Annotated in this window: 21 protein-coding genes; 9 read left to right on the top strand and 12 right to left on the bottom strand. The window is 62.1% G+C overall.

Annotation, left to right across the window (positions count from 1 at the left end; genetic code table 11):
- Positions 1–234: 234 nt before the first annotated feature.
- Positions 235–489, bottom strand: coding sequence for a hypothetical protein (locus tag ACH79_RS09345; RefSeq protein ID WP_161850761.1), 255 nt, complete (start codon positions 487–489; stop codon positions 235–237).
- Between the two features lie 391 nt (positions 490–880).
- Here ACH79_RS09345 and ACH79_RS09340 point away from each other — a divergent pair, with 391 nt between their 5' ends.
- The 4 genes from ACH79_RS09340 to ACH79_RS09325 all read left to right on the top strand — a co-directional run bounded on the left by ACH79_RS09340 (position 881) and on the right by ACH79_RS09325 (position 5257).
- Positions 881–1609 carry a bacterial transcriptional activator domain-containing protein gene (locus tag ACH79_RS09340; RefSeq protein WP_161850760.1) on the top strand — a complete coding sequence of 243 codons (729 nt, stop codon included), beginning with the start codon at positions 881–883 and terminating at the stop codon, positions 1607–1609.
- Between the two features lie 152 nt (positions 1610–1761).
- Positions 1762–2946, top strand: a complete 1185-nt coding sequence (locus ACH79_RS09335) for a hypothetical protein (RefSeq protein ID WP_161850759.1) — start codon at positions 1762–1764, stop codon at positions 2944–2946.
- 62 nt (positions 2947–3008) lie between these two features.
- Positions 3009–3239, top strand: a complete 231-nt coding sequence (locus ACH79_RS09330) for a hypothetical protein (RefSeq protein WP_161850758.1) — start codon at positions 3009–3011, stop codon at positions 3237–3239.
- Between the two features lie 233 nt (positions 3240–3472).
- Positions 3473–5257: a S8 family serine peptidase gene (locus tag ACH79_RS09325; protein ID WP_161850757.1), complete on the top strand. Its 1785-nt coding sequence runs from the start codon at positions 3473–3475 to the stop codon at positions 5255–5257.
- A gap of 225 nt (positions 5258–5482) precedes the next feature.
- On the opposite strand, the gene ACH79_RS09320 is transcribed toward ACH79_RS09325, so the two are convergent.
- The 6 genes from ACH79_RS09320 to ACH79_RS42910 all read right to left on the bottom strand — a co-directional run bounded on the left by ACH79_RS09320 (position 5483) and on the right by ACH79_RS42910 (position 11458).
- Positions 5483–6223, bottom strand: a complete 741-nt coding sequence (locus tag ACH79_RS09320; RefSeq protein WP_161850756.1) for an ABC transporter ATP-binding protein — start codon at positions 6221–6223, stop codon at positions 5483–5485.
- Positions 6220–7458 carry an ABC transporter permease gene (locus tag ACH79_RS09315; protein ID WP_161850755.1) on the bottom strand — a complete coding sequence of 413 codons (1239 nt, stop codon included), beginning with the start codon at positions 7456–7458 and terminating at the stop codon, positions 6220–6222. Before ACH79_RS09315 ends, ACH79_RS09320 begins: the two co-directional genes overlap by 4 nt.
- A 5-nt stretch (positions 7459–7463) precedes the next feature.
- Entirely contained in the window at positions 7464–8669 is a 1206-nt protein-coding gene (locus ACH79_RS09310) for an efflux RND transporter periplasmic adaptor subunit (RefSeq protein ID WP_161850754.1), read from the bottom strand.
- 15 nt (positions 8670–8684) lie between these two features.
- Positions 8685–9461: a tetratricopeptide repeat protein gene (locus tag ACH79_RS09305; protein WP_161850753.1), complete on the bottom strand. Its 777-nt coding sequence runs from the start codon at positions 9459–9461 to the stop codon at positions 8685–8687.
- Positions 9462–9809: 348 nt separating this feature from the next.
- On the bottom strand, positions 9810–10850 hold the full coding sequence (locus ACH79_RS09300) for a serine hydrolase (RefSeq protein ID WP_161850752.1): 1041 nt from the start codon (positions 10848–10850) through the stop codon (positions 9810–9812).
- 332 nt (positions 10851–11182) lie between these two features.
- Positions 11183–11458 carry a hypothetical protein gene (locus tag ACH79_RS42910; protein WP_202639207.1) on the bottom strand — a complete coding sequence of 92 codons (276 nt, stop codon included), beginning with the start codon at positions 11456–11458 and terminating at the stop codon, positions 11183–11185.
- Between the two features lie 154 nt (positions 11459–11612).
- Between ACH79_RS42910 and ACH79_RS09290 the strand changes: the two genes are divergently transcribed.
- Positions 11613–12638 (top strand): glycoside hydrolase family 3 N-terminal domain-containing protein, encoded by a 1026-nt coding sequence (locus tag ACH79_RS09290; protein ID WP_246738484.1) that lies wholly within the window; start codon positions 11613–11615, stop codon positions 12636–12638.
- Positions 12639–12641: 3 nt separating this feature from the next.
- Here ACH79_RS09290 and ACH79_RS09285 read toward each other — a convergent pair whose 3' ends face one another.
- On the bottom strand, positions 12642–13049 hold the full coding sequence (locus ACH79_RS09285; RefSeq protein WP_202639206.1) for a hypothetical protein: 408 nt from the start codon (positions 13047–13049) through the stop codon (positions 12642–12644).
- Positions 13050–13541: 492 nt separating this feature from the next.
- On the opposite strand from ACH79_RS09285, the gene ACH79_RS09280 reads away from it, so the two are divergent.
- Positions 13542–14162 carry a response regulator transcription factor gene (locus ACH79_RS09280; RefSeq protein WP_161850751.1) on the top strand — a complete coding sequence of 207 codons (621 nt, stop codon included), beginning with the start codon at positions 13542–13544 and terminating at the stop codon, positions 14160–14162.
- Positions 14163–14271: 109 nt separating this feature from the next.
- On the opposite strand, the gene ACH79_RS09275 is transcribed toward ACH79_RS09280, so the two are convergent.
- From ACH79_RS09275 to ACH79_RS43765, 4 genes are all read right to left on the bottom strand, one after another.
- A complete protein-coding gene (locus ACH79_RS09275) occupies positions 14272–14517 on the bottom strand; it encodes a hypothetical protein (protein ID WP_161850750.1) in 246 nt (81 codons plus the stop codon).
- 233 nt (positions 14518–14750) lie between these two features.
- Entirely contained in the window at positions 14751–15143 is a 393-nt protein-coding gene (locus ACH79_RS09270) for a response regulator (protein WP_057838002.1), read from the bottom strand.
- 284 nt (positions 15144–15427) lie between these two features.
- A complete protein-coding gene (locus tag ACH79_RS09265) occupies positions 15428–16090 on the bottom strand; it encodes a Crp/Fnr family transcriptional regulator (protein ID WP_371419379.1) in 663 nt (220 codons plus the stop codon).
- 1 nt (position 16091) lies between these two features.
- The gene (locus ACH79_RS43765) at positions 16092–16490 is read right to left on the bottom strand and encodes a hypothetical protein (protein WP_246738792.1); all 399 of its coding nucleotides are present in this window, start codon (positions 16488–16490) and stop codon (positions 16092–16094) included.
- Positions 16491–17138: 648 nt separating this feature from the next.
- On the opposite strand from ACH79_RS43765, the gene ACH79_RS09260 reads away from it, so the two are divergent.
- The 3 genes from ACH79_RS09260 (at position 17139) to flbT (ending at position 20365) form a co-directional block, all read left to right on the top strand.
- Positions 17139–17555 carry a response regulator gene (locus ACH79_RS09260; protein WP_161850748.1) on the top strand — a complete coding sequence of 139 codons (417 nt, stop codon included), beginning with the start codon at positions 17139–17141 and terminating at the stop codon, positions 17553–17555.
- A gap of 265 nt (positions 17556–17820) precedes the next feature.
- Positions 17821–19815 (top strand): flagellin, encoded by a 1995-nt coding sequence (locus ACH79_RS09255; RefSeq protein ID WP_161850747.1) that lies wholly within the window; start codon positions 17821–17823, stop codon positions 19813–19815.
- 169 nt (positions 19816–19984) lie between these two features.
- The gene (gene flbT, locus ACH79_RS09250) at positions 19985–20365 is read left to right on the top strand and encodes a flagellar biosynthesis repressor FlbT (RefSeq protein WP_161850746.1); all 381 of its coding nucleotides are present in this window, start codon (positions 19985–19987) and stop codon (positions 20363–20365) included.
- Positions 20366–20412: the final 47 nt, after the last annotated feature.

Here is a 20412-nt window from a genome sequence, read left to right as displayed (position 1 = left end):
CCGATGAACGGTCCCGTTTCCCGCTTTTGGACGCGCGTGAGTGCTCAAAAAGCGTTCGAAGGATATAGGACCACACGCTATGCCCGACCGCATCCGAACTCGGGATACGCGGCTGGTACACACGCGCAGCAATCGGGCGTACAATAAGTCGCTGATTTTATTTGATTTGTCTGAGCCGCGCGGCAATCGCTCCCTCTCCGCCATCGTCTGTGCTCCAAGTCAAAGTACCCGAAATTAAAGTGCATGAAGCTGGCGAGCAGTGCTGGCGTTTTCTGTGATGCCAAGCCTTTGGCCGGTCAGCACGGGTGAAGAGGTTTTTCGTGTGCCGATGGAGGCGATCGCATGCTGTGACGACCCGTCGCGATCATGGAACGGATAAGCCGGTTCGGGCAACCCGTCGTAGCGGCGTGGTGAGTTCGTGTTGAGTTTGTTGGGACACTTCGTGTCGAGCGCTTCATGCGGCGGCTCTGTGTTGAACTCACCAACCAAGGCGTCGAAGCGATCCGGCGCTGCAGACCGTTGAAGCCGCGTGGACGTGTCGCGTCCTTTTGAGGGTGAGAGTCATGCGCTCGTGACGGCCGATGCGATCAGACAGCTTTGCATACGCAACCTCGCGCATATGAAGCAGTTCACTATCGAAGGAAACTTGCAATCACTAAAAAGATATGAGGTGGTCCATTGTCTTGTCTAACTAAGGTTGTAGGATTGTCAGAAGTATCTCGGTCCTGGCCGCCGACGTTTTTACAGGTGGCGGCGTCCCATTTGTGGACGATCATGCTGATAAGTAATTGCTCGGTATCGAACTGCTTCGGGTCAGTTATTAACTGAGGGTCATGACATGCCTCTGCTGCAGATCAATCTGTTCGGCGGCGTCGAGGTAATGCAGGTCTCCGGCGAGTCGGTATCGATCCCGAGTCGAAAGGCCGCGACGCTTCTAGGCTATGTAGCCCTCAGCTCCCCTCGCGGCATTTCACGCGGCAAGCTCGCTTCGCTGCTGTGGGACGGACACTTTGCAGATCGCGCGCGCGCCAGCCTTCGACAGGCCCTGCTCACATTGCGCCGTGTGCTGCCGCAATACGCCGACGTGATCTCGGTGGATCGCGGTGACATCCGCATCTGTCCGGACGCCGTCAAGACCGATGTCGGGGAATTCGAACAACTCCTGAAGGAAGGGGACCCCGAACGGCTGGCGCGAGCGGCAGCGCTTTATCGCGGCGAACTTCTCGATGGCATCAGCTCAACCTCATGTGCGTTTGAAGCCTGGCTGTCTGCCGAGCGCCAGCGCCTCCGGATGCAAGCCATGCGGGCCGTTGTTGGCCTGCTGGACGCCGGCGGGCGCGAGCGAATGGACATCGCCATCGCCCTTGCGTTGCGTATTCTTGCAATCGATCCACTGCAGGAGGACATGCACCGCATATTGATGCGCTGTTATGCGCAGCAGGGCCGCCGGGCGGACGCTTTGCGTCAGTACGATCTTTGCCGCACGGTGCTGTGGAAGGAAGTTCGCGCTGTGCCGGAAGGGGAAACCGAACAATTGCAGCGCGACATCAGGCGCATGTTCCGCACTGACAATTCGCGTCCGCCTCACTCAACTTGCACGGTGCCATAGACTTTGACGCTACTTTCACGCTCCGCATGACACTTGGATCACGATCATGCGCGTAACATCAGCCTCACCTTCGTACGCGAAGTGATCCAGGTCCTGCACCGTAGGCGCGCGTCGCTTGCGGGCCAGGCAACATATTGAAGGAGGCTTTACTCATGAATGGAACGCAGCAAGGAATTGAAGACTACAGTCAATTGGATCCGCAAGGGATATTCGGCTCCATCCTCGGCGGCGCCGCCGGAAGATTGATCGGCGGCCTGATCGGCGGCAAGACCGGGAAAAATGTCGGTGGTATCGTGGGCAAGGTTGGCGGCGGGTTCCTGCCATTCTCCACCGGACCAGACACGGCTCAACCAACGGACATGGAGCTGCAGAGCTTCTGGAGCGTGCTGAAGAAGATCGGTCAGGGTGCGCAGACCGGCCTGGATATCGGTAAACAACTGGGCATTTTCAGCGCCGGCCAGCCCGGCTTCCAGCCTGCCGCCGCGGAAGCACCGCCGACGGATATGGAGCTGCAGAGCTTCTGGAGCGTGCTGAAGAAGATCGGCCGCGGTGTGCAGACCGGTGTGAATGTCGGTCGCCAGCTCGGCGTCTTCGACGCCGGTCAGCCCGGCTTCCAGCCTGCCGCCGCGGAAGCGCCGCCGACGGATATGGAGCTGCAGAGCTTCTGGAGCGTGCTGAAGAAGATCGGCCGGGGTGTGCAGACCGGCGTGAATGTTGGTCGCCAGCTCGGCGTCTTCGACGCCGGTCAGCCGGGCTTCCAGCCCGCCGCGGAAGCGCCGCCAACGGATATGGAGCTGCAGAGCTTCTGGAGCGTGCTGAAGAAGATCGGTCGGGGTGTGCAGACGGGTGTAAATGTCGGTCGCCAGCTCGGGGTCTTCGACGCCGGTCAGCCCGGCTTCCAGCCCGCCGCCGCGGAAGCACCGCCGACGGACATGGAGCTGCAGAGCTTCTGGAGCGTGCTGAAGAAGATCGGCCGGGGCGTGCAGACCGGTGTGAATGTCGGCCGCCAGCTCGGCGTCTTCGAAGCCGGTCAGCCCGGCTTCCAGCCTGCCGCGGCAACGCCGCCGACGGATATGGAGCTGCAGAGCTTCTGGAGTGTGCTGAAGAAGATCGGTCAGGGTGCGCAGACCGGCCTGGATATCGGTAAACAACTGGGCATTTTCAGCGCCGGTCAGCCCGGCTTCCAGTCTGCCGCGGAAGCGCCGCCGACGGAGATGGAGCTGCAGAGCTTCTGGAGCGTGCTGAAGAAGATCGGCCAGGGTGTGCAGACCGGCGTGAATATCGGTCGGCAAATCGGTGTCTTCGACGCCGGCCAGCCCGGCGGCACGATGCACTAGACCTGACGACGAAGGGCGGACGCAAGTCCGCCCTTCGCGCAGCAGATGTGAATGGAGCCTAGATGGCGGATTCAAACTCGCCGCAGGAATTCATCGTGCAAGGCGAGCCGGTCAAATCCGGTCAGTTTGCCGATTACTTGAAGCGCGAACCCGGCGTCAGACGGGTCGCGCAAATTGCGCCCGACGTCGTCATTCTTTCCATGACGAACACGCAGGCCAATCGCCTCAAATCGGCGTTCACCACCATCGTGGTGGAGCCGAACTCAACGCTGAAGCAATTCGACCCCGATTGATTTTGGTGGGCAAGCCCATAACTCGCAAACCATTAAGGAGGCCGCATATGGCCGCAAGAAGCAAATCAGGAACTCCGGGCCACAGTGATCATGATGAAACGGTAGCAAGCGACGGCGGCGCGCATTCGGAGCAAGCGCCAGCGTCGGCAGCATCGGCGACAAATGGTGGAGCTACGGCAACGCCTCCGTCGGGGCATGAGGCCGCAACAATCGCACCGCGCCCGGCGCAATTCATGATCGCGCCGCAGCAGCAAAGCGGGGTTGCGACCTTCAGTGCCGATTTTGTGACCCAGCAGCTCACCAATAGTCCTGACATCGAGGTGCTGAAGACGGTGCAGCCGCCGCGCCTGTTCGGATTTCAGAGCGCGGAGCTTGGACAAGCGCCGCTCAGTCCGCTGGTGCTCGCCCGCATGGCTCCCGACAAGGCCAAGCTGTTGCAGACCCAGGCGGGAACGCGTCTTGCGGTGGAGCGCGATGAGCGGCTGAGCTACATGCTCGACCCAACCACACCGCAAATGCCAAATCCCGGGGTACTCACGCCGTTGGCTGACGGCTTCTCGGCGACGATCGAGGTGTTGGGCCAGACCGGTCCGCTGCCGGACGCCGAAGTCTATGTGTTCGGCAGCATGTGGCCGACCCAGGGTGTCACCGATGCCGCCGGCCGTGTCACGCTGACCATTCAAGGCGAAAGGCCGGATACCATCCGCTCGATCCTCGTCAAAGCCAAGGTCGACTACTGGACTTTCTGGCTCGATCGCCCGCAGCTCGTTCCCAATAGTGTCAACCGGATTGTCGTGAGAGCCCTCGCTGCGTCACTGCGCGACTTCCCCGGCCGGCAGTTGATGGGGTGGGGTGAGCGCGCGATGGGTCTTGATCGCGTGCCCCCGGGCTATGATGGCGCCGGCGTGAAAATCGCGGTGATCGATTCCGGCGCGGCGCCAACCCATCGCAATCTGCGTGGCGTAACCCGCGGCGCCAGCATCGTCGGCAATGATAAAACGGCCTGGACCGTCGATACGATCGGCCACGGCTCGCATTGCGCCGGAATCATCGCCGGCGGGCCGGTTCCCGGTGGAGGCGGCATCCGCGGCTTCGCGCCCGCGGCGGAGATCCATGTCTGCCGGATCTTCCCCGGCGGTCGGTTCAGCGATCTCGTCCAGGCGCTCGATTACTGCATGGAGCAGGGCATCGACGTCGCCAACATGAGCCTGGGTGGTGGCGAGCCTTCGAAGATCATCGAGGATCGTATCGTTCGGGCCAAACAATTGGGTATGGCCTGTATCATCGCTGCCGGGAATTCCTCGGGGCCGGTACAATTTCCGGCTTCGACACCGCATTGTCTGGCGGTTGCCGCGATGGGCAAATGGGGCGAATTCCCCGAGGACAGCTACCATGCGCAGCAAGCGTTGGATGGTTTCCGGAGCCGCGACGGATATTTTCCGGCAAAGTTCAGTTGCTTCGGGCCGGAGATCGACGTCTGCGCGCCCGGCGTTGGCATCATCTCGTCGCTTCCAGCGGACGGCTTCGGCGCATGGGACGGCACCTCGATGGCGACGCCGCACGTCACAGGCCTGGCCGCGCTTGTGCTGGCGCATCACCCGGACTTCAAGGGGGCGTTCCAGAATCGCGACGGTCGCCGTGTGGAACGGCTGTTCCAGATCCTGAAGGAGACGGCGACGCCGCTGCAATTCGGTGATCCAAACCGTACAGGCGCCGGACTGCCGAACGCGATGCGGGCGCTTGGCCTCGAAACGGGCGTCGCCCCGGGCGCCGCCGCGCCTGGAGCCGATCCCTCGCTGGACACTCTCCGTCGTCTGCTGGGACTGGCGCAAGTCGATGCACCGAGCATGGTTCCGGCCGGTGCAACGGCACCGCAGTCCGTCCATCCGATGCAAAACGGTGCGAGCCACATCGCGCGCGGTCCGGCACAAACGATGGGCGCGACACTTGCGCCAACAATGATGGACCCCAATCCGGCTCAGATTCGGGAGATCATGCACAAGGTCGGATTGCTGTAACGCCAAGGCTTTGGGTGCATGCCGCAACGGGGCACAGCTGCAACAGCAGCTGTGCCTCGCGCATGTCAGCATGAACAAAAGCCGCAACAGCGCGCAGATCAGCACCGCTCGTGCGGGCGCGTTTGCCGAAAACGCCGAGAGCTTCTCCGCCGAGCGAAGCTCGGCAGAGGCTAGACGATTGCGTAAGTGAGCAGCAGCCTCGACGTCTCGTCGACGGCTCCCTATTCAAGCGTGCGAGATTTCACACGGCGCGATGGAAGGTGAAACCAGCTCGGCTCCACCCCGTGCGGTGATCTCGGCGATCTTGCCGTCGACGATGTGGATGCGGCGATCGGCGCGGGCGGCGAGCGCCGGGTCGTGGGTCACCACGACCACGGTCTGGCCGTTGTCGGCGATGTCGCGAAGGATCGAGAACACCTGTTCCGTCGATTTGGTGTCGAGCGCGCCGGTCGGCTCGTCGGCGACGATGATCTCGGGGCGGTTGGCCAGCGCGCGGGCAATCGCAACGCGCTGGCGCTGGCCGCCGGAGAGTTGGTTGGGACGCTTGTTGGCGTGCTCGGCAAGTCCGAGCGAGCCGAGCAGCGCAAGGCCGCGCTCGCGCATCTCGCCTTCGGCCATCACGCCCGCGGCGCGCATCGGCAGCAGCACATTGTCGAGCGAGGTGAACTCCGGCAGCAGGAAGTGAAACTGGAACACGAAGCCGCATTTGGTCAGGCGGACGTCGGCGCGCTCCGATTCCGACAGTTTTGAAGTCGGCTGGCCGCAGATCATCACCTCGCCTTCGCTGGGAGCATCGAGCAGGCCCAACAGATAAAGCAGGGACGATTTGCCCGATCCCGACGGGCCGGTAATGGCGACGAATTCGCCCTTGTTCACCGCAAGATCGATGCCGTTGACGAGGGTGTGTGAAACATCGCCTTCGATGCGACGGATCAGCTCCACCGCCTGCAAAGCAACTTCGGTCATGACGCTCCCCGGATGATTTCAACTGGATGAACCCGCGTCGCCTTGCGTGCCGGGAAATAGGCCGCGCCGGCGCAGCAGAGCAGGGATATGCCACCGGCGACCAGATAGTGCATCGCCGAGTAGTAGATCTGCAGCGGAACGGTCGTGCCGGTCAGCGGATTGAAGATCGTGATCTTCGACCAGCCATAGCAGAGCAGGTAACCGAGGACCCATCCGAACAGGATCCCGACCACGCCGATGATGATGGATTCGATGATGAAAATCCGTCGCACCGCATACTCGCGCATGCCGACCGATTTCATGATCGCGATATCCTGGCGCTTCTCGTGCGTGATCGTCGAGATGATGTTGTAGGTGGCAAAGGACGATGTCAGCAGCATCGCGCCCATCACGGTGAGCACGATGAAATCGCGCACGGTGAAGGTCGACAGCAGGTCGGCATTGGCTTCCTGCCAGGATACCGCCTTGTAGCCGGTCTGCGCCTCGACCTGGGCCGCGACCTTTTGCGCCGCCATGGGATCGTTCAACCGCAGTCGCAGCTGGTTGACGACGCCGCTTTGTCCCATCATGACCTGCGCCGTCCCGGCCAGCGAATAGATCTGGCTCTCGTCGACGCGCTTCAAGCCGGAGCGAAACACCCCGGCCACCGTCGAATTCAACTGGATACCCTGGCCGCCGACCAGGAGGACGGTGTTGCCGGCTTTCACGCCGAGTTTCTCGGCCAGTGCCTCGCCGACGATGATGCCGTTCGGCGCGCGTGAGAGGTCGTCAAGCTTGCCCTCGCGCATTTGCGAGGCGAGTTTCGAGACATGAACCTCGCGGCGGGGGTCGATGCCGGTCAGGGTGATACCGATGCGCGCGCCGCCGTGATCGATGATCGCGGTGGTCTTCACCGAGGGTGCCACGTTGCCGGGTATCCAGGAGCGCAGCGAGCCCATCACCGTCTCAGGATATTTGATGCCGGGACGTTTGCCGACATTGGCGATGTCGGCCATTTGCACCGCTGCATATTCCTGCTCGGCGGGCTGCGTCGGCACGGACCGCCGCTCATCCTCGACCGTGACATGCGGCATGGTGTCGACGAGCTGCCGCAGGAAGTCGATCTGCGACCCCTGCATCAGGCCGGCCATCATGATGGTGAAGCCGACGCCCATGGATACGCCCGCCATGCCCACGAGAGTCTGCCGCACCCGGGTGGTGACATGCGTCCATGCGATGTTGAACAGAAGCTTCACGGCGGCTACCGGCTGTTGCTGATCATGTTGCGACGGGCGTCGTTGACGACAGAGTCGATGTGGGCGGTCATGGCTGCCGAAATCACCGCGTCATCGGGGTCTGACCGACCTGTATTCGCCACGGCTACAGCGGCAGTGGCGGGTGCTGCATCGGGCTGGTCGGCCGGTTCACTCGCGGGCGCAGGCTCCACGGCTCTGGTCAAGCTGTTGTCGATGCGAATCCTGGCGCCGTCAGCAAGGTCCACGCGTGCGGGCGAAAGCACCGGGGTGCCCCTGGATACGTCGCCGATGATCTCGATGTTGCGGTTGCCGCGGATGCCGACTTTCACCGGCACGCGTTTGACCCGGCCGTCATCGACCATCTGCACCGCATCGCCCGCAACGGCTTCTGCCGGCACGACCATGGCCGCCTGCTTCTCGCGGAAGATGATGTTGACCTCAACCGACATGCCGATCCGCAGCGGCGTATCCTGCGGCAGCCGCAGATAGACACGGAAGGTCTTGCGGGTCGGGTCGCCCTTGGGCGTGATCTGGGAGACCGCGGCGCGCAGGGCTCTTCCTGGGAAAGCCTCGCTTCGCAGAAAAGCCTTCTGACCGGCCGCAAGGCGGTTGATTTCCTCCTCATTGATCTCGGCAACGACCTGCATCGGAGCAGGCGGCCCCACCACGAACAAGACATCGGTGGGGCCGGCGATCTCGCCGACCTCGCCGTCGCGCCGCAGCACCATGCCGTCGAGCGGAGCTCTCAGCACCATCGAATCGAGCCGCACCTTCTGCGCGACGATCCGCGATTTTGCTTCCTCGAGCTTGGTCCAGCGCTGCTCGTATTCGGTGCGCGTGGCGTCGTTCTTGTCGCGATCCTTCTCGGCGCGCGCCAGATCGCGCTCGAGCTGGCCCCGATTGATTTCCATCTGGTCCAGCGCGCTGCGCTCCTCGGCGTCGTCCTGGCGGCCGAGGATCTGGCCGGACTTGACCACCTGTCCCTCGCATCGGCACAGCTCGACCAGCCGGCGGCGCTGCAGCGGCACCACCTTGGCCCAGCGCTCGGGCTCGACGATGCCGGTTCCGTAAACGGCTTCGGAAACCGGCGCGAGGCTCGCAATGCTGGTGGTCACCAGTGGCGCATGAAGGAAATGGGAATAGGCGTAATGGCCGACCCCTGCCGCAGTGATAGTCAGAATGCCGGTGGCGATGAGATGTTTCAATTTCATGGCGCGTCCTGTGAGTCAGAAGCCGAACCGCTTGCGCAGGCCCGTGGGAACCTGGTCCATCAGATCACGAACGTCGTCTCTCCTTGCGCTCTTCGCTGGACTTGCCGACGTGACCTTGGGAGATGCCGGCGATACCGTGACGTTGGATGGCGCCGGCTGTGCGATCGCCGCCGCCGGCGCGGCTGCGGGCGCTGGCTGCACGGCCGCGGGTGCAGGTACCGGTACCGGTGAAGGCGCAGCCATCGCGGGTGGGTCCGGCTGGTCGTCTGCAGCTCTTTCGATAATCGAAGCCTTGTTCGAAGCCTTGACCGAATCCCTGATCATGCCGGCGACCCGGACGGCGCGCCAGGCTCTTGCGGCCACCACAGCACGGCCGATTTCGTCGCTCGTCATCTTCTTCATCAGCAGCGACATCAGTTGCCGCGCGCCGTTGCGGTCCTCGTCGAGCTTGCTCGCAGAGGCTACGATATGGGCCCAGCTATAGGCCTTTACATTGTCCTTCGGTGTGCCGCGCCCGCTGGCGTGGAGGCCGGCAACGATCAGCATGGCGTGGGCATGTCCCTGATCGGTCGCGCGTGAGAACCAGCGAAATGCTTCCTGGTCGCTGCGCGAGCGGCCGACGCCCGCTGAATAGAGCGCACCGAGATAGAACTGCGCCTCGTCATCGCCCGCCTGCGCCGCCTGCTCGTAGCGATTGGCCATTTCCCGATCGGACGCGGAGTCGGCAGCAGCAGTGCGGAGGCCGGTCAGCACAGTGAGGCAGCAGGCAACAACGACGACTGTCCGTTTCATGGCCTTCGAAATCGCGTAACGAGATCGTGGCCGCAATGATCGGGTTGCCAACGGGTTAATCGATCGGAAATTGGAGATGCGCTGCATCGTACACGCTTTCAGCTTTGTTGTGTCACGCCGGAAAGTCGTCGAGCGGCTAGCGCGGGACGTCCCCCCACAGCGCCTCTCGTGAAGTGAAGCCTAGCTCACTTGCGCGCGGACAAATGTGCGGCCTGTCACATAATGCGCTTGCTGCCTCCGGAACCCGATTCGCGGCGCGTGCAATCGCCGAGGCCTGGCGGCCCCACGTTCAAGCCGCGCAGAGGGGCCTGCTGCCCTCCGGGCCGCTCGATCGAGACCCTCAGCCCGCTATCGCGCTAACGCCGGGAGGATGTGATAGCGGCCGATCTCATGAGAAAATTCGCCGCGGTTCGCCAGGAGAAGCAACCCGATCCTTCTCCCCGGCACCAGGCCTACATAGGCTGACGCATTGTTGAGGCCGCCCGGTTTGTCGACGATGTCGACTCCGCTAAGAGCAATATTTTCCCAGGCCATCGCTTGGCCGAACTGCTGGTCAATATGGAACGCCTCGCGCTGGGTCATTCGCAAGGCCTCGCGCAACTGCGGGTCGGCCGCGTTGCCGTCGATGCAGGCAGCCATGAAGGTGGCGAGGTCCCGGGCAGTGGAGAACATCTGTCCGGTGCCGGGAAAATCGAAATAGCTCTGCTGGTTTCCGGGAGCGCCGATCGGCGTGCCCTGGTCGGAGTAACCCTGGACGGTTTTCTGCAATCGTTCCGGAGCCATGATCGCACGGTTGTCCCGTCCGCGTTCCGGCATCAGCGTGGAATGCATGCCGAGCGGCGTCAAAATACGGCTTTCGACAAGTTGTCGGATCGGAACACCATAGCGACGCTCGAGTGCCAGCTGGAGCAGGACGTAACCCGCGTGAGTATAGATGCGCTGCTTGCCCGGCTCCTCGCCGGCGTGCGGCGTCCAGGCGTTGAGCATGTCGATGAATTCAGCCTGGGAGTACGAGGCGTTTGGCCACGGCGGATGATCTGTCGCCAGCAAGAGACCGGATGTGTGGGCAGCGAGCTGGCCAAGGGTGACCCGACTGATATAGTCGCCGCGCAATTCGGGGATGAATTTGTTGACGGGGTCGTCCAACCTCAACTCGCCGTGGAGCACGCCGAGCGCGAGCAGTGTGGCCTCAAACAGCTTTCGCACCGACGCGACATTGAACAGCGTGTCCGACGTGACGGGCCGTTTCTCGGCCTCATCAGCAAAGCCGAAATTGAAGAACTGTATTCGACCGGCGACGTAAGCGGCCGCCGCGACGCCGCCTGGATGGTCGGCCGTCGCCAGCGGAGCAAGGTTCTCCGTCACGATCTCTCTAACGTGCGCGTCCATTTCAGGATCCGCGCGAATGACTCGCGCTCCGCCGAACAGAAATAAAAGCGAGAGGCATAGAACTGCGCCTGAGCGGCAAAGCCATGATCTCGTTGAACCCGCCGTCATCCGGACCTGCATGCGAGATTGCCACACGCGGGCAAATCAACCGGCGATATGAAGCTGCCTGTCGGAAGCCCACGCATGGCAAAGCTAGAAAACCGCAGCGCGAGAGCCCAATCACTTCAAACGGCGATCCGTGCACGATTGTTTGATAATGCCGGGCTTCACACGCTTCCTCCGCCAAACTCGCCCGAGCGTTCGGCCCGGGCGAGGTTTTTCTTCGTCTCGAATCAATAGCGGTAGCAGACATTGATCGGGCCGTAGGGGCTCCACTTCCAGCAGCTGTTATAAACGTGGAAGTGAGGGCGGTGGTGGTGGTGATGGTGATGGCCGTGCCCAAAAAAGCCATGGCCATGACCGTGGTGATGACCGTGGTGGCCATGGCCGTGCCCGTGATGGCCATGCCGGTGCCCGCCGGCGAAGGCCTGGCTCGATAAAGTCAGAGACGCCGAGGTCAGCGCCAGGGCAGCAATAGCAGCCGGAATGATTTTCTTGATGCTCGTCATGGGGGTCTCCTGGGTATGCAGCGCGAAATCGCCCTGCGATGCTCCACCCTGGACGCGCCGGTTGCGATAAGATGTGATCAACGTCACTCGGATGGCGTGACCCGACATCTCATTGCGTGGTCCGGTCATTTGCTGGAGTTTGCCAAACCGAAACATGACAGTTGAGGCTATCACCATGCCCATCGGCGAGCTCTTCATCCTCGGCTTCTTCGGCAAGATCGTTCCGGACTGGCTGAAGCAATTCGCGATGCGCTACGGCCTCGGCGGTGTGATCCTGTTCGACTATTCCTGCCAGACGCGAGCATACGACAACAACATCGATTCACCGGGGCAGGTGCAGCGCCTCTGCGCGGAGATATCAGCGCTTCCTTCTGCGCCGATGGTGTTCATCGATCAGGAGGGCGGCCTGGTGCGGCGGTTGAAGGAGGGCCGCGGCTTTGCGCCATTGCCGAGCGCGAAGGAGTTCAACCATCTCGCGCCGGATCGAAAGCGCGCGATCCTCACCACGAGCTTTGCCGAGATGCGGCGGCTCGGCATCCACTATGATTTCGCGCCTGTCATCGACGTCGACTACAACCCCGACAATCCAAATATCGGCAGGATCAAGCGTTCCTATTCCGCAGATATCGCCGAGGTGGAAGCCAATGCGTTGCTGGCGAGCGAGGTGGCGCGGGCGCAGCGCGTCGGCCTGTGCCTCAAGCATTTTCCCGGCATCGGCGGCGCGATGGTGGATTCGCATCAGGAGTTCATGGATATTTCGGATGCGCTGCCACCGGAGCAGGAAGAGCTGTTCTATTCGCTCGCGTCAAAAATGTTCGGCGATGCGGTGCTGGTCAGCCATGCGATCGTCAGGCAATGGGATCGGGAACGCCCGATGACCCTGTCGGCGGCAGGGCTTGGTCGCTTGCGCAAGCGCCTTCCGGATTCGCTCCTGATCACCGACGACATGCAGATGCAGGGATTGCAGAAGGCTCTGGGCACGACAGAAGCCAGCCTGCAATCGCTCAAAGCGGGCATGGACATGCTCTGCATCGGCAACAACCTGCTCGATCAGGAACAGGAGATGGCCGCAGTCGCCGAGTACATCGGTGAAAGCCTGCGCGACGGAATCCTGTCCACGTCGGCGATAGAGCAATCCATCGCGCGGGTTCGCAAGCGGAAGTCGCTGTTGACGGCCTGACGCCTATTGCTGCTGCGCCTTTTCGTGTGCCGCTACGCCGATCGCCTTGTAATCATAGGTCGGATAGAACTCGGTGCGATAGCTGCCCCAGGCGGTGTTCTCGAGGATGCGGTTGACCTCGCGCAGCCGCGACGCCGGCAGCCGCAGCGTCACCACCTGCCCGATGCCCATCATGACGTACCAGCTCACGACTTCGACGCCGTCGGGCGGGAAGGCCTTGTAGTAGCCCTGGCGCTGCAACTGCGCATTGAGCTCGCTTAAGGGGCGCGACTGGTCGTGCTTCAGGAAGACGGTGAGCATCACGGCGTTGTCGGCCGTCGGCGGCGCATTCTCCGCCGGTGCAGGCGCGGTCTGTGCCGCTACGCCCGAGTGAACGCCAGGGCAGCGGCCAGCACGGCCATTCTCATCCACGATCCCTTTGCTTGCGACATCGCCGTCTCCTTTTTGGATTCGTTGCGGGATGATTTTGAGCCTCGATCATTGCGAGGCTGCCGCAGCCTGTAAATTGGAATCGATCAAAATGGAGACCATAAGCAGTGGCTTCGCGGCGCGGTTATGAAGGCCATTCACGCCTGCACGACAGGGCCTGCGCTCATCCGCGACGAAACGTGGCCGCCCCGAGCCGGCGCGGATCTGGGGCGTCGAGAGGTCGGAAAAATCGGGGAAGTCGGTTGTGATCTATTAACAAAGTAAATGCAGCTACCGTGAAAATACGGAGCAGAACGGACGCAATGCTTAACCGCGATTTGTTCGCTTGGGTCAAAAAAAGTCAAGTTCGCTCCCAATTTTGAGCGACTTTCAGCGAATTTCGGCCGGTTATCAGGGTGAGTCGGCGGTTTTCTCCGTATTCTTACCGTGTGCGAAATTAACCATGATAAAGGGTGAAACCGATAAAATAGTTATATGTCAGGACAAGACCATCGAGCCTCTGATTCGCACTTCATGAAGTGGATGGAAAGCGTCACGCCTCTCGACGAGAATCCTGACATCGTCCAACTGTCCGTCGCGCGCGCGCGGGCCGCGGACGAGGCAGGAGCGGCGATTGCCCGGCAGTTGAACGGGCCGCTGACGGCGTTGCTGCTCTACATGAATGAGATCAAGCAGCACAGCCATCAGTTTTCGCAGACCCCCGGCACCCGGCTCTATCTGCAGCAGGTGGTGGAGAACGCGCTTCAGCAAACCGAACGTGTCTGCGCTCTGGTGAAGCAGATATCGGACAGTCATCCAGCGGCGGTCTCCGATGCCCTTTGCAAGCAGGCCGGCGAGGGGCACGCCGGTCGGCCGGCGGATGGCAGCCGAAAGCCGGGCCTGGTGCTCGCCCCGGAGTCCGGCCAGAAGCCGCTGACCAAGCGCGAGCGCGAGGTGCTCAGCCTGATCAGCGAGGGTTGCTCCAACAAGCAGGGCGCCTTGCGCATGAACATCAGCCCAAGGACGTTTGAGAGCCATCGCGCCGAGGCCATGCGCAAGCTTGGCGCCCGCAATACCGCGGATCTGGTTCGCAAGGCGCTGCTGCAGCCCGCCTGATCCTTCCCGAAGCAATATCTGTGATGTGCGGCTGAGCGCGCAGTGTCAAGCTATCGATGTGGGGCCGCGGGCATGCCGGCGATCTTCGCAGGATCGCCCGTTCTGCCGTTCAGCAGAAATCTTCCATGAGGGGTCGACCGCGGGGCGCGGGCCGCATCGAGACCGTCGGCCTCGGCTCTTCCGGGATGATCGTGATGGTCCACGCCGCCGGCACACTCGACTTGCTTTCCACGATGGATCGAACGTGGCCGGTGACTGCCGATCCGCCCGAACGCACGGTGGCGGTTCTGCCATTGAACTGCGCGATACGGAAACGCCGCACTTCTTTCCGATCGCTCGTTTCAAACGTGAACATGAGGGGACTCCCTTGATCCACGCAACTATCCTCAGTCAACGTTATCCGGAGGTGAAAATCTCTAACCGTAGAAGTACGGCCAGCCCGCGCATCCGCGGCGCGGGCCAAGCCGGTCCGGTTGTTGAAAGCAATTCTCGCGAGGAGCGCCGCATGCATGTCGTCGCATCGGGCGTCGAGGAGGATGACCGGAGGCAGGCGCGGCCTTGCGGTTGGCGGCGCCTTTCGGGACGATGTCAGCCGGCGGCGTCCGGGAATACCGCTTCCATCTTGGTCTTCAGCGTCGCGGCGTTGAACGGCTTCACAATGTAATTGTTGACGCCGGCCTTCTTCGCGGCGATGACGTTTTCGGTCTTGGATTCCGCCGTGATCATGATGAAAGGCGTCTTGGAAAATTCAGGGCTGGCGCGGACTTCCTTGAGCAGGTCGTAACCGGTCATCGGCTCCATGTTCCAGTCGGAGATCACGAGGCCGTATCGCTTGGTCTGCATCTTGGCGAGCGCGGCCGATCCATCGCTGGCCTCGTCGACATTCTCGAATCCGAGCTGCTTGAGAAGGTTACGGATGATGCGGATCATGGTGCTGTAGTCATCGACCACCAGGATCGGCATCGACAGGTCAAAAGCCATGTTCGTACTCCGCGCAAGCAACATGCCGCCGAACACAGGTGAATGCGCGTTGCACGCGAAAGAGTCTCGATTGCCTTTTCTCGAACCCGCACCCGTCAGCACCGTGACGACTATCAGGGCTCGTTGAACAGCGCGTTAATTCGAAGCCCGCTGAGAGCCGCAGGGGCGCCATTGGCCGTAGTAATACGGTGAGGTATCGCGGGAATGGCTCAATCATCGCGCGCAACGGTATCGCGATGCGTATCACAGATCGGGCTGCGGCCGTCGTCGATCGCGGAAAGCGGTCATGCGGCTACGCTGTGGGTGCGCGGATGCAGCAGCCTCGTGTACTGCGCCTTGACCGTCCCGTAGCACTCGCAGGACGTCTTGATCAGGCCGTCCACGTTGGTGATTTCGATATGCCCGCGGCTGTAGTGGATGAAGTTAGCCTGCTGCAGGGTGTTGGCCACCAGCGAAACGCTGTTGCGGCGCGCACCGATCATCTGGGCCATCGCTTCCTGGGTTAGGACGATCTTGTCGCTGCCGGAGAGGTCGCGCGTGTGCAACAGGCATCGCGCCAGCCGCGATTCCACCGTGTGCGAGGCGTTGCAGCCTGCAGTCTGCTGGATCTGCGCATAGACGGCGAGGCCGTGCCGCACCAGCGCGGTGCGCAACGTTGTGCTCTGATCTGCGGCAAAACGAAGCTGGTCGAGATCGATCGTCGAGGCGGCGCCGGGCACCATCACCACGGCGCTGTTGAGCGCAACCGCGTCGCCAAGCGCAGCGAATGCACCGAAAATGCTGTCGCGGCCGATCATCGCGACCTGGACATGCTCGCCGCGCGCCAGATTCACGACCAGCGAGATAACGCCCTTGTGCGGAAGATATGCGCGCTTGAGCGTTTCGTCGACTTCGACCAGGACCGTCTCCGGACTGAGGTCCGTGGCACGCAGGTGCGGGCGAATCAATTCAAAATCGTCCGCGGTCAGCGAGGACAAAAAACCATTCGGAGAACGAGGGGCTGAATCCAAAGCAGTCTCCTGCCTTACGGGCCAAGCCGGTCTCTGCTGCGTACTGTCCGAAATGCAGGATGATCCTTGCATATTTCATTGGCAAGAAAAAATTGCCAAAAGGACGCACGGGCTTGGCGCCAATGCCGCGTCGCCAGGGCTGCTCCTGCCGTGACAGGATTTTGGAGGCGCGCCGCTCCTCGCGTCGATGACGCAAAAATCTGCAGCGTCGGCCGCAGCAGGCCGTGCCGATGCCGCGACGGGCGCACGCTCCGTCGCGTGGCATCTTCCCGACAAGGTCGTCGCTATCAAATGATCGCATCGTCGATACGCTGCTGTCGAGCAAACGTAGATTCATGCACGGGCGTTCGTGGACGCAGCGATGCGAACTCCACTGCGAAGAAGACCTGCAAGCAATCGATGCGGAGCGCGCACGTGCGGGTTTGCATCAATGAAAAAGCCCGGGTGTATCGGATCAACAATGGCCTGGGCTGTAGTGCGGCGGGCTGGATACAAGTTTCCGTTTCCGCCGCAAGCGGTGGAACCAGTCTTATACACCGTAAAGGGCAGACAAAGCGGTCCATTTGCCGCGGAAATGCGGTAGCGAGCTGATTCGCCAAGATAAAACGGCCACGCGCTTGGAACCGAAGGTTCCATTGCGGGAACGCAAATCCGGCGCCGGAGCGCGATACCGGCGCAAGCCGTTTCGTCCGGTAACGCTGCTCGGCGTGATCGACGAGTGCCTGTCGGAAGCGGAACAACGTCGAAGACTTACGGCAAGGCTGGCGGCCGCCGGGAGCGCGCCACCGAACATCTCGAGAGTGAGGCTGAGTACGGGCTGAACTGCCAGGGAGAGGCTACGCGGCGGTCGCTGATTTCGTCTGTTACGACGAGGCGGCGGAAGCCGCCGGCACTTCACACCAAACAGAAAACCAGACAGCCCCAATGCGATTCTGACTGAGGATTATTGGACTGAAGGTACATCGTCGGCTGCCGGGGGCTAAACATGACTCGCGTTCTCATCGTCGATGACGATCCCATGGTCTGTACGGCCATCGAGATCTATCTCGAGCGTCACGGCTTTGAGGTGACGATAGCCGACGGCGGCGAAGCCGGGCTTCGCGCGCTGGAAGATTCCTCCTTCGACCTGATGCTCGTCGATATCTTCATGCCGCACATGCGCGGCTTCGAATCGATCAGGATATTCCACGAGCGTGCGCCGAAAATTCCCCTGGTTGCGATGTCGGGATACGCCTTTGCCAATCTCGACTCGCCGGCGCCGGACTTCCTGCGCATGGCGCTCGAACTCGGTGCCGCGCGCTGCCTGCGCAAGCCGTTCACGCCGGGGGCGCTGCTGGCGATCGTCAATGAATGTTTGGCCGAAGCCCGGTCCGGGTTCAGCGGCGCCGTGCAGTCGAGCTAGATCTCGCGGACATCCAGCACCTTATTCATCCAGCACCCAATAATCGCGTGTCCGCGATTGAAGCCGTTGCTGCGACGAGACCCCGCTTTGCGCAGTTAAGACTCTGTTCACCATAAATAAAATTCGTGAAGGTTTTCTTCGCCTTTCGTATTTGTACGGATCGGCGCGTTAACCTGCAGGTAGCGGTGGAGGACCAGTGTGGCAGCATCGCCCAAAGAAGTTTGTGGCGTTGCGTCAATCGTGTTCATCCAGAAGGGTATGAGTTATGTCAGGTATTGTTCTCTCCTCGTCGGTTCGCCAGAACCTCCTCTCGCTGCAGTCGACCGCTGATCTGCTCGCCACCACGCAGAATCGCCTTGCCACGGGCAAGAAGGTCAACACGGCCCTCGACAACCCCACCAACTATTTCACCGCCGCCTCGCTCGACAGCCGCGCCAGCGACATCAACAATCTGCTCGACGGCATCGGCAACGGCGTGCAGGTCCTGCAGGCTGCCAACACCGGCATCACCTCGCTGCAGAAGCTCGTCGACTCCGCCAAGTCTGTCGCCAATCAGGCGCTGCAGACCACGGTCGGCTTCTCGACCAAGTCGTCGTTCACCTCGGTCGTGATCGATGGCGCAACCGCCGACAATCTCGTCGCCGATCAGGCCCCGACCAACGCCGCGTTCACCGGCACTTCCGCTCCGCAGCGCGGTGCGTATACCAGCACCGCGGTGGCCACCCCGGGCGGCCAGCTCGAGACGGCCGGCCCGGTCAACGCGACCCCCTCGTCGCTGCTGTCCCAACTCACCGTTGCGGTTGCTGCTAACGACACGCTGGTCGTCAACGGCAAGACGATCACGTTCCAGGCGGGCGCGAATGGCCTCGTCGGTTCGGGCAACGCCTATACGATGGGTGTCGATACCTCGCTGAGCGATTTGATGACAGCGATCGACACCCTGTCGGGCAACACCACCCCGGCCAACGCCTCGACAGCAACGGGCGGCATCATCACCCTGAGGTCCGGTACGGCCGCCGACCTCGTCGTGACCGGTACCGCGGCCGTCGCGCTCGAAATCAACACTGCCGCTCAAAGCACCGCCACTCGTGGCGGTGGCGCCGTGACGGCCGGCGCTCTGGCCGGCACCACCAAGCTGAGCGTCGGCGACGGCACGGCTGCTTCGATTGCAAACGCCTTCGCCGTGGGTGATACCATCACCGTCAACGGCAAGACGCTGACCTTCGTGGCCGCCACCGCGACCGGCAACGATCCGAACGAAATCAAGGTCGACAGCGACGTCACTGGCCTGCTGGCGAAGATCGACGGTCTGACCGGCTCGACGACGGCTTCGACCATCACCGGCGGCAAGATCACGCTGAACACCGGCACGCTGAGCGACCTCTCGATCACCAGCAGCAACGCCGGCGCTCTCAGCTCGCTCGGTCTGGCCGGCGGCGTAACCCAGGCTCGCACCCAGGTCCTGGGCGTGCTGGAAGGCAAGACCTTGAAGATTGGTGCGACCGGCGGCGGCACTGCCACCGACATCGTGTTCGGCGCCGCCCCCGGCCGTGTCTCCTCGCTCAACCAACTGAACGAGGCTCTCGCCGCCAACAACCTGCAGGCCACTTTCGTGTCCGGCAAGCTGACGATCACCACGACGAACGAAGCGGCTTCGGCCACGATCGGTGCCATCACCGGTTCCGCGGTTGGCGCCGGCCAGGCGTTCGCTGCCGGCACCACGGCTCCGGCTCCGGTCGTTGACGCAGACGCCAAGCTGGCCCGTGACAACCTGGTCACCCAGTACAACAACATCATCAATCAGATCACCACCACCACGCAGGACGCGTCCTTCAACGGCATCAACCTGCTCGGCGGCGACACCCTGAAGCTGACGTTCAACGAAACCGGCAAGTCCACGCTGAGCATCCAGGGCGTGAACTTCAACCCGGCCGGCCTCGGCCTCGACGTTCTGAGTTCGGGCGCCTTCAAGGACAACGCTGCGATCAACGAGATCGTGACGGCGCTTAACGGCGCGTCGTCCACGCTCCGCTCGCAGGCTTCGGCCTTCGGTTCGAACCTTTCGATCGTGCAGATCCGTCAGGATTTCTCGAAGAACCTGATCAACGTGCTGCAGACCGGCTCGTCGAACCTGACGCTGGCTGACACCAACGAGGAAGCGGCGAACAGCCAGGCGCTGTCGACCCGCCAGTCGATCGCGGTGTCCGCGCTGGCGCTGGCCAACCAGAGCCAGCAGAGCGTGCTGCAGCTCCTGCGCTAAGCGGGACGGCGACGTCAACGATCAAGGCGGCGGGGAAAACCCCGCCGCCACCATCGATCCAGATTTCCTGAATATTGTCTGGCGGCGTATCCGCCGCGCATTTGCACGAACGATGTTTCGCAAACGTCGTGAGCCCTGCCGCTCACGCGTCTTCGAACGGGGGACGATTGTGCCGCTACGCGTTGAACTGAAGCCATTTGAACGGATCGTTATCGGGGAAACCGTTCTCGTCAATTCCGGCATCCGCACCTCGTTCCTGATCGACGGTGAGGCGCCAATCCTGCGCGAGCGGGACACCATCAATGCGGAGACAGCCAATACGCCCGCAAAGCGGCTCTATCTCTGCATTCAGACCATGTATCTGAAGAACGACATCCCGCGTTACCGGACCGCCTATCAAGGTTACTTGCGCGAACTGCGCGATGCCAGGCCGGGCGACCGCCTCACAATCGACGCCGCCAATAACCATGTGGCCGCAGGCGCACTCTACAAAGCGCTCAAGGAAATCAGGAAGCTGGTGAAGCGCGAAGACGAACTGCTCGCAGCCTGATCCGCTCGACCTTCGCGCACGTTTTGTTTCCAGGTCGTCATCCGGTG

It is taken from the genome of Bradyrhizobium sp. CCBAU 051011, assembly GCF_009930815.1.
In the GTDB taxonomy this organism is placed as follows: Bacteria; Pseudomonadota; Alphaproteobacteria; order Rhizobiales; family Xanthobacteraceae; genus Bradyrhizobium.
This window is presented reverse-complemented; position numbering and strand designations above follow the sequence as displayed.

Bases quoted from the DNA above. Each gene is read 5' to 3' on its own strand.
- ACH79_RS09310 (WP_161850754.1), bottom strand. From the start codon at position 8,669: ATGAAATTGAAACATCTCATCGCCACCGGCATTCTGACTATCACTGCG.
- ACH79_RS09335 (WP_161850759.1), top strand. From the start codon at position 1,762: ATGAATGGAACGCAGCAAGGAATTGAAGACTACAGTCAATTGGATCCG.
- ACH79_RS09330 (WP_161850758.1), top strand. From the start codon at position 3,009: ATGGCGGATTCAAACTCGCCGCAGGAATTCATCGTGCAAGGCGAGCCG.
- ACH79_RS43765 (WP_246738792.1), bottom strand. From the start codon at position 16,490: ATGAATCTACGTTTGCTCGACAGCAGCGTATCGACGATGCGATCATTT.
- ACH79_RS09275 (WP_161850750.1), bottom strand. From the start codon at position 14,517: ATGTTCACGTTTGAAACGAGCGATCGGAAAGAAGTGCGGCGTTTCCGT.
- ACH79_RS09255 (WP_161850747.1), top strand. From the start codon at position 17,821: ATGTCAGGTATTGTTCTCTCCTCGTCGGTTCGCCAGAACCTCCTCTCG.
- ACH79_RS09300 (WP_161850752.1), bottom strand. From the start codon at position 10,850: ATGGACGCGCACGTTAGAGAGATCGTGACGGAGAACCTTGCTCCGCTG.
- ACH79_RS09325 (WP_161850757.1), top strand. From the start codon at position 3,473: ATGATCGCGCCGCAGCAGCAAAGCGGGGTTGCGACCTTCAGTGCCGAT.
- ACH79_RS09320 (WP_161850756.1), bottom strand. From the start codon at position 6,223: ATGACCGAAGTTGCTTTGCAGGCGGTGGAGCTGATCCGTCGCATCGAA.
- ACH79_RS09340 (WP_161850760.1), top strand. From the start codon at position 881: ATGCAGGTCTCCGGCGAGTCGGTATCGATCCCGAGTCGAAAGGCCGCG.
- ACH79_RS42910 (WP_202639207.1), bottom strand. From the start codon at position 11,458: ATGACGAGCATCAAGAAAATCATTCCGGCTGCTATTGCTGCCCTGGCG.
- ACH79_RS09270 (WP_057838002.1), bottom strand. From the start codon at position 15,143: ATGGCTTTTGACCTGTCGATGCCGATCCTGGTGGTCGATGACTACAGC.
- ACH79_RS09305 (WP_161850753.1), bottom strand. From the start codon at position 9,461: ATGAAACGGACAGTCGTCGTTGTTGCCTGCTGCCTCACTGTGCTGACC.
- ACH79_RS09260 (WP_161850748.1), top strand. From the start codon at position 17,139: ATGACTCGCGTTCTCATCGTCGATGACGATCCCATGGTCTGTACGGCC.
- ACH79_RS09280 (WP_161850751.1), top strand. From the start codon at position 13,542: ATGTCAGGACAAGACCATCGAGCCTCTGATTCGCACTTCATGAAGTGG.
- ACH79_RS09290 (WP_246738484.1), top strand. From the start codon at position 11,613: ATGACAGTTGAGGCTATCACCATGCCCATCGGCGAGCTCTTCATCCTC.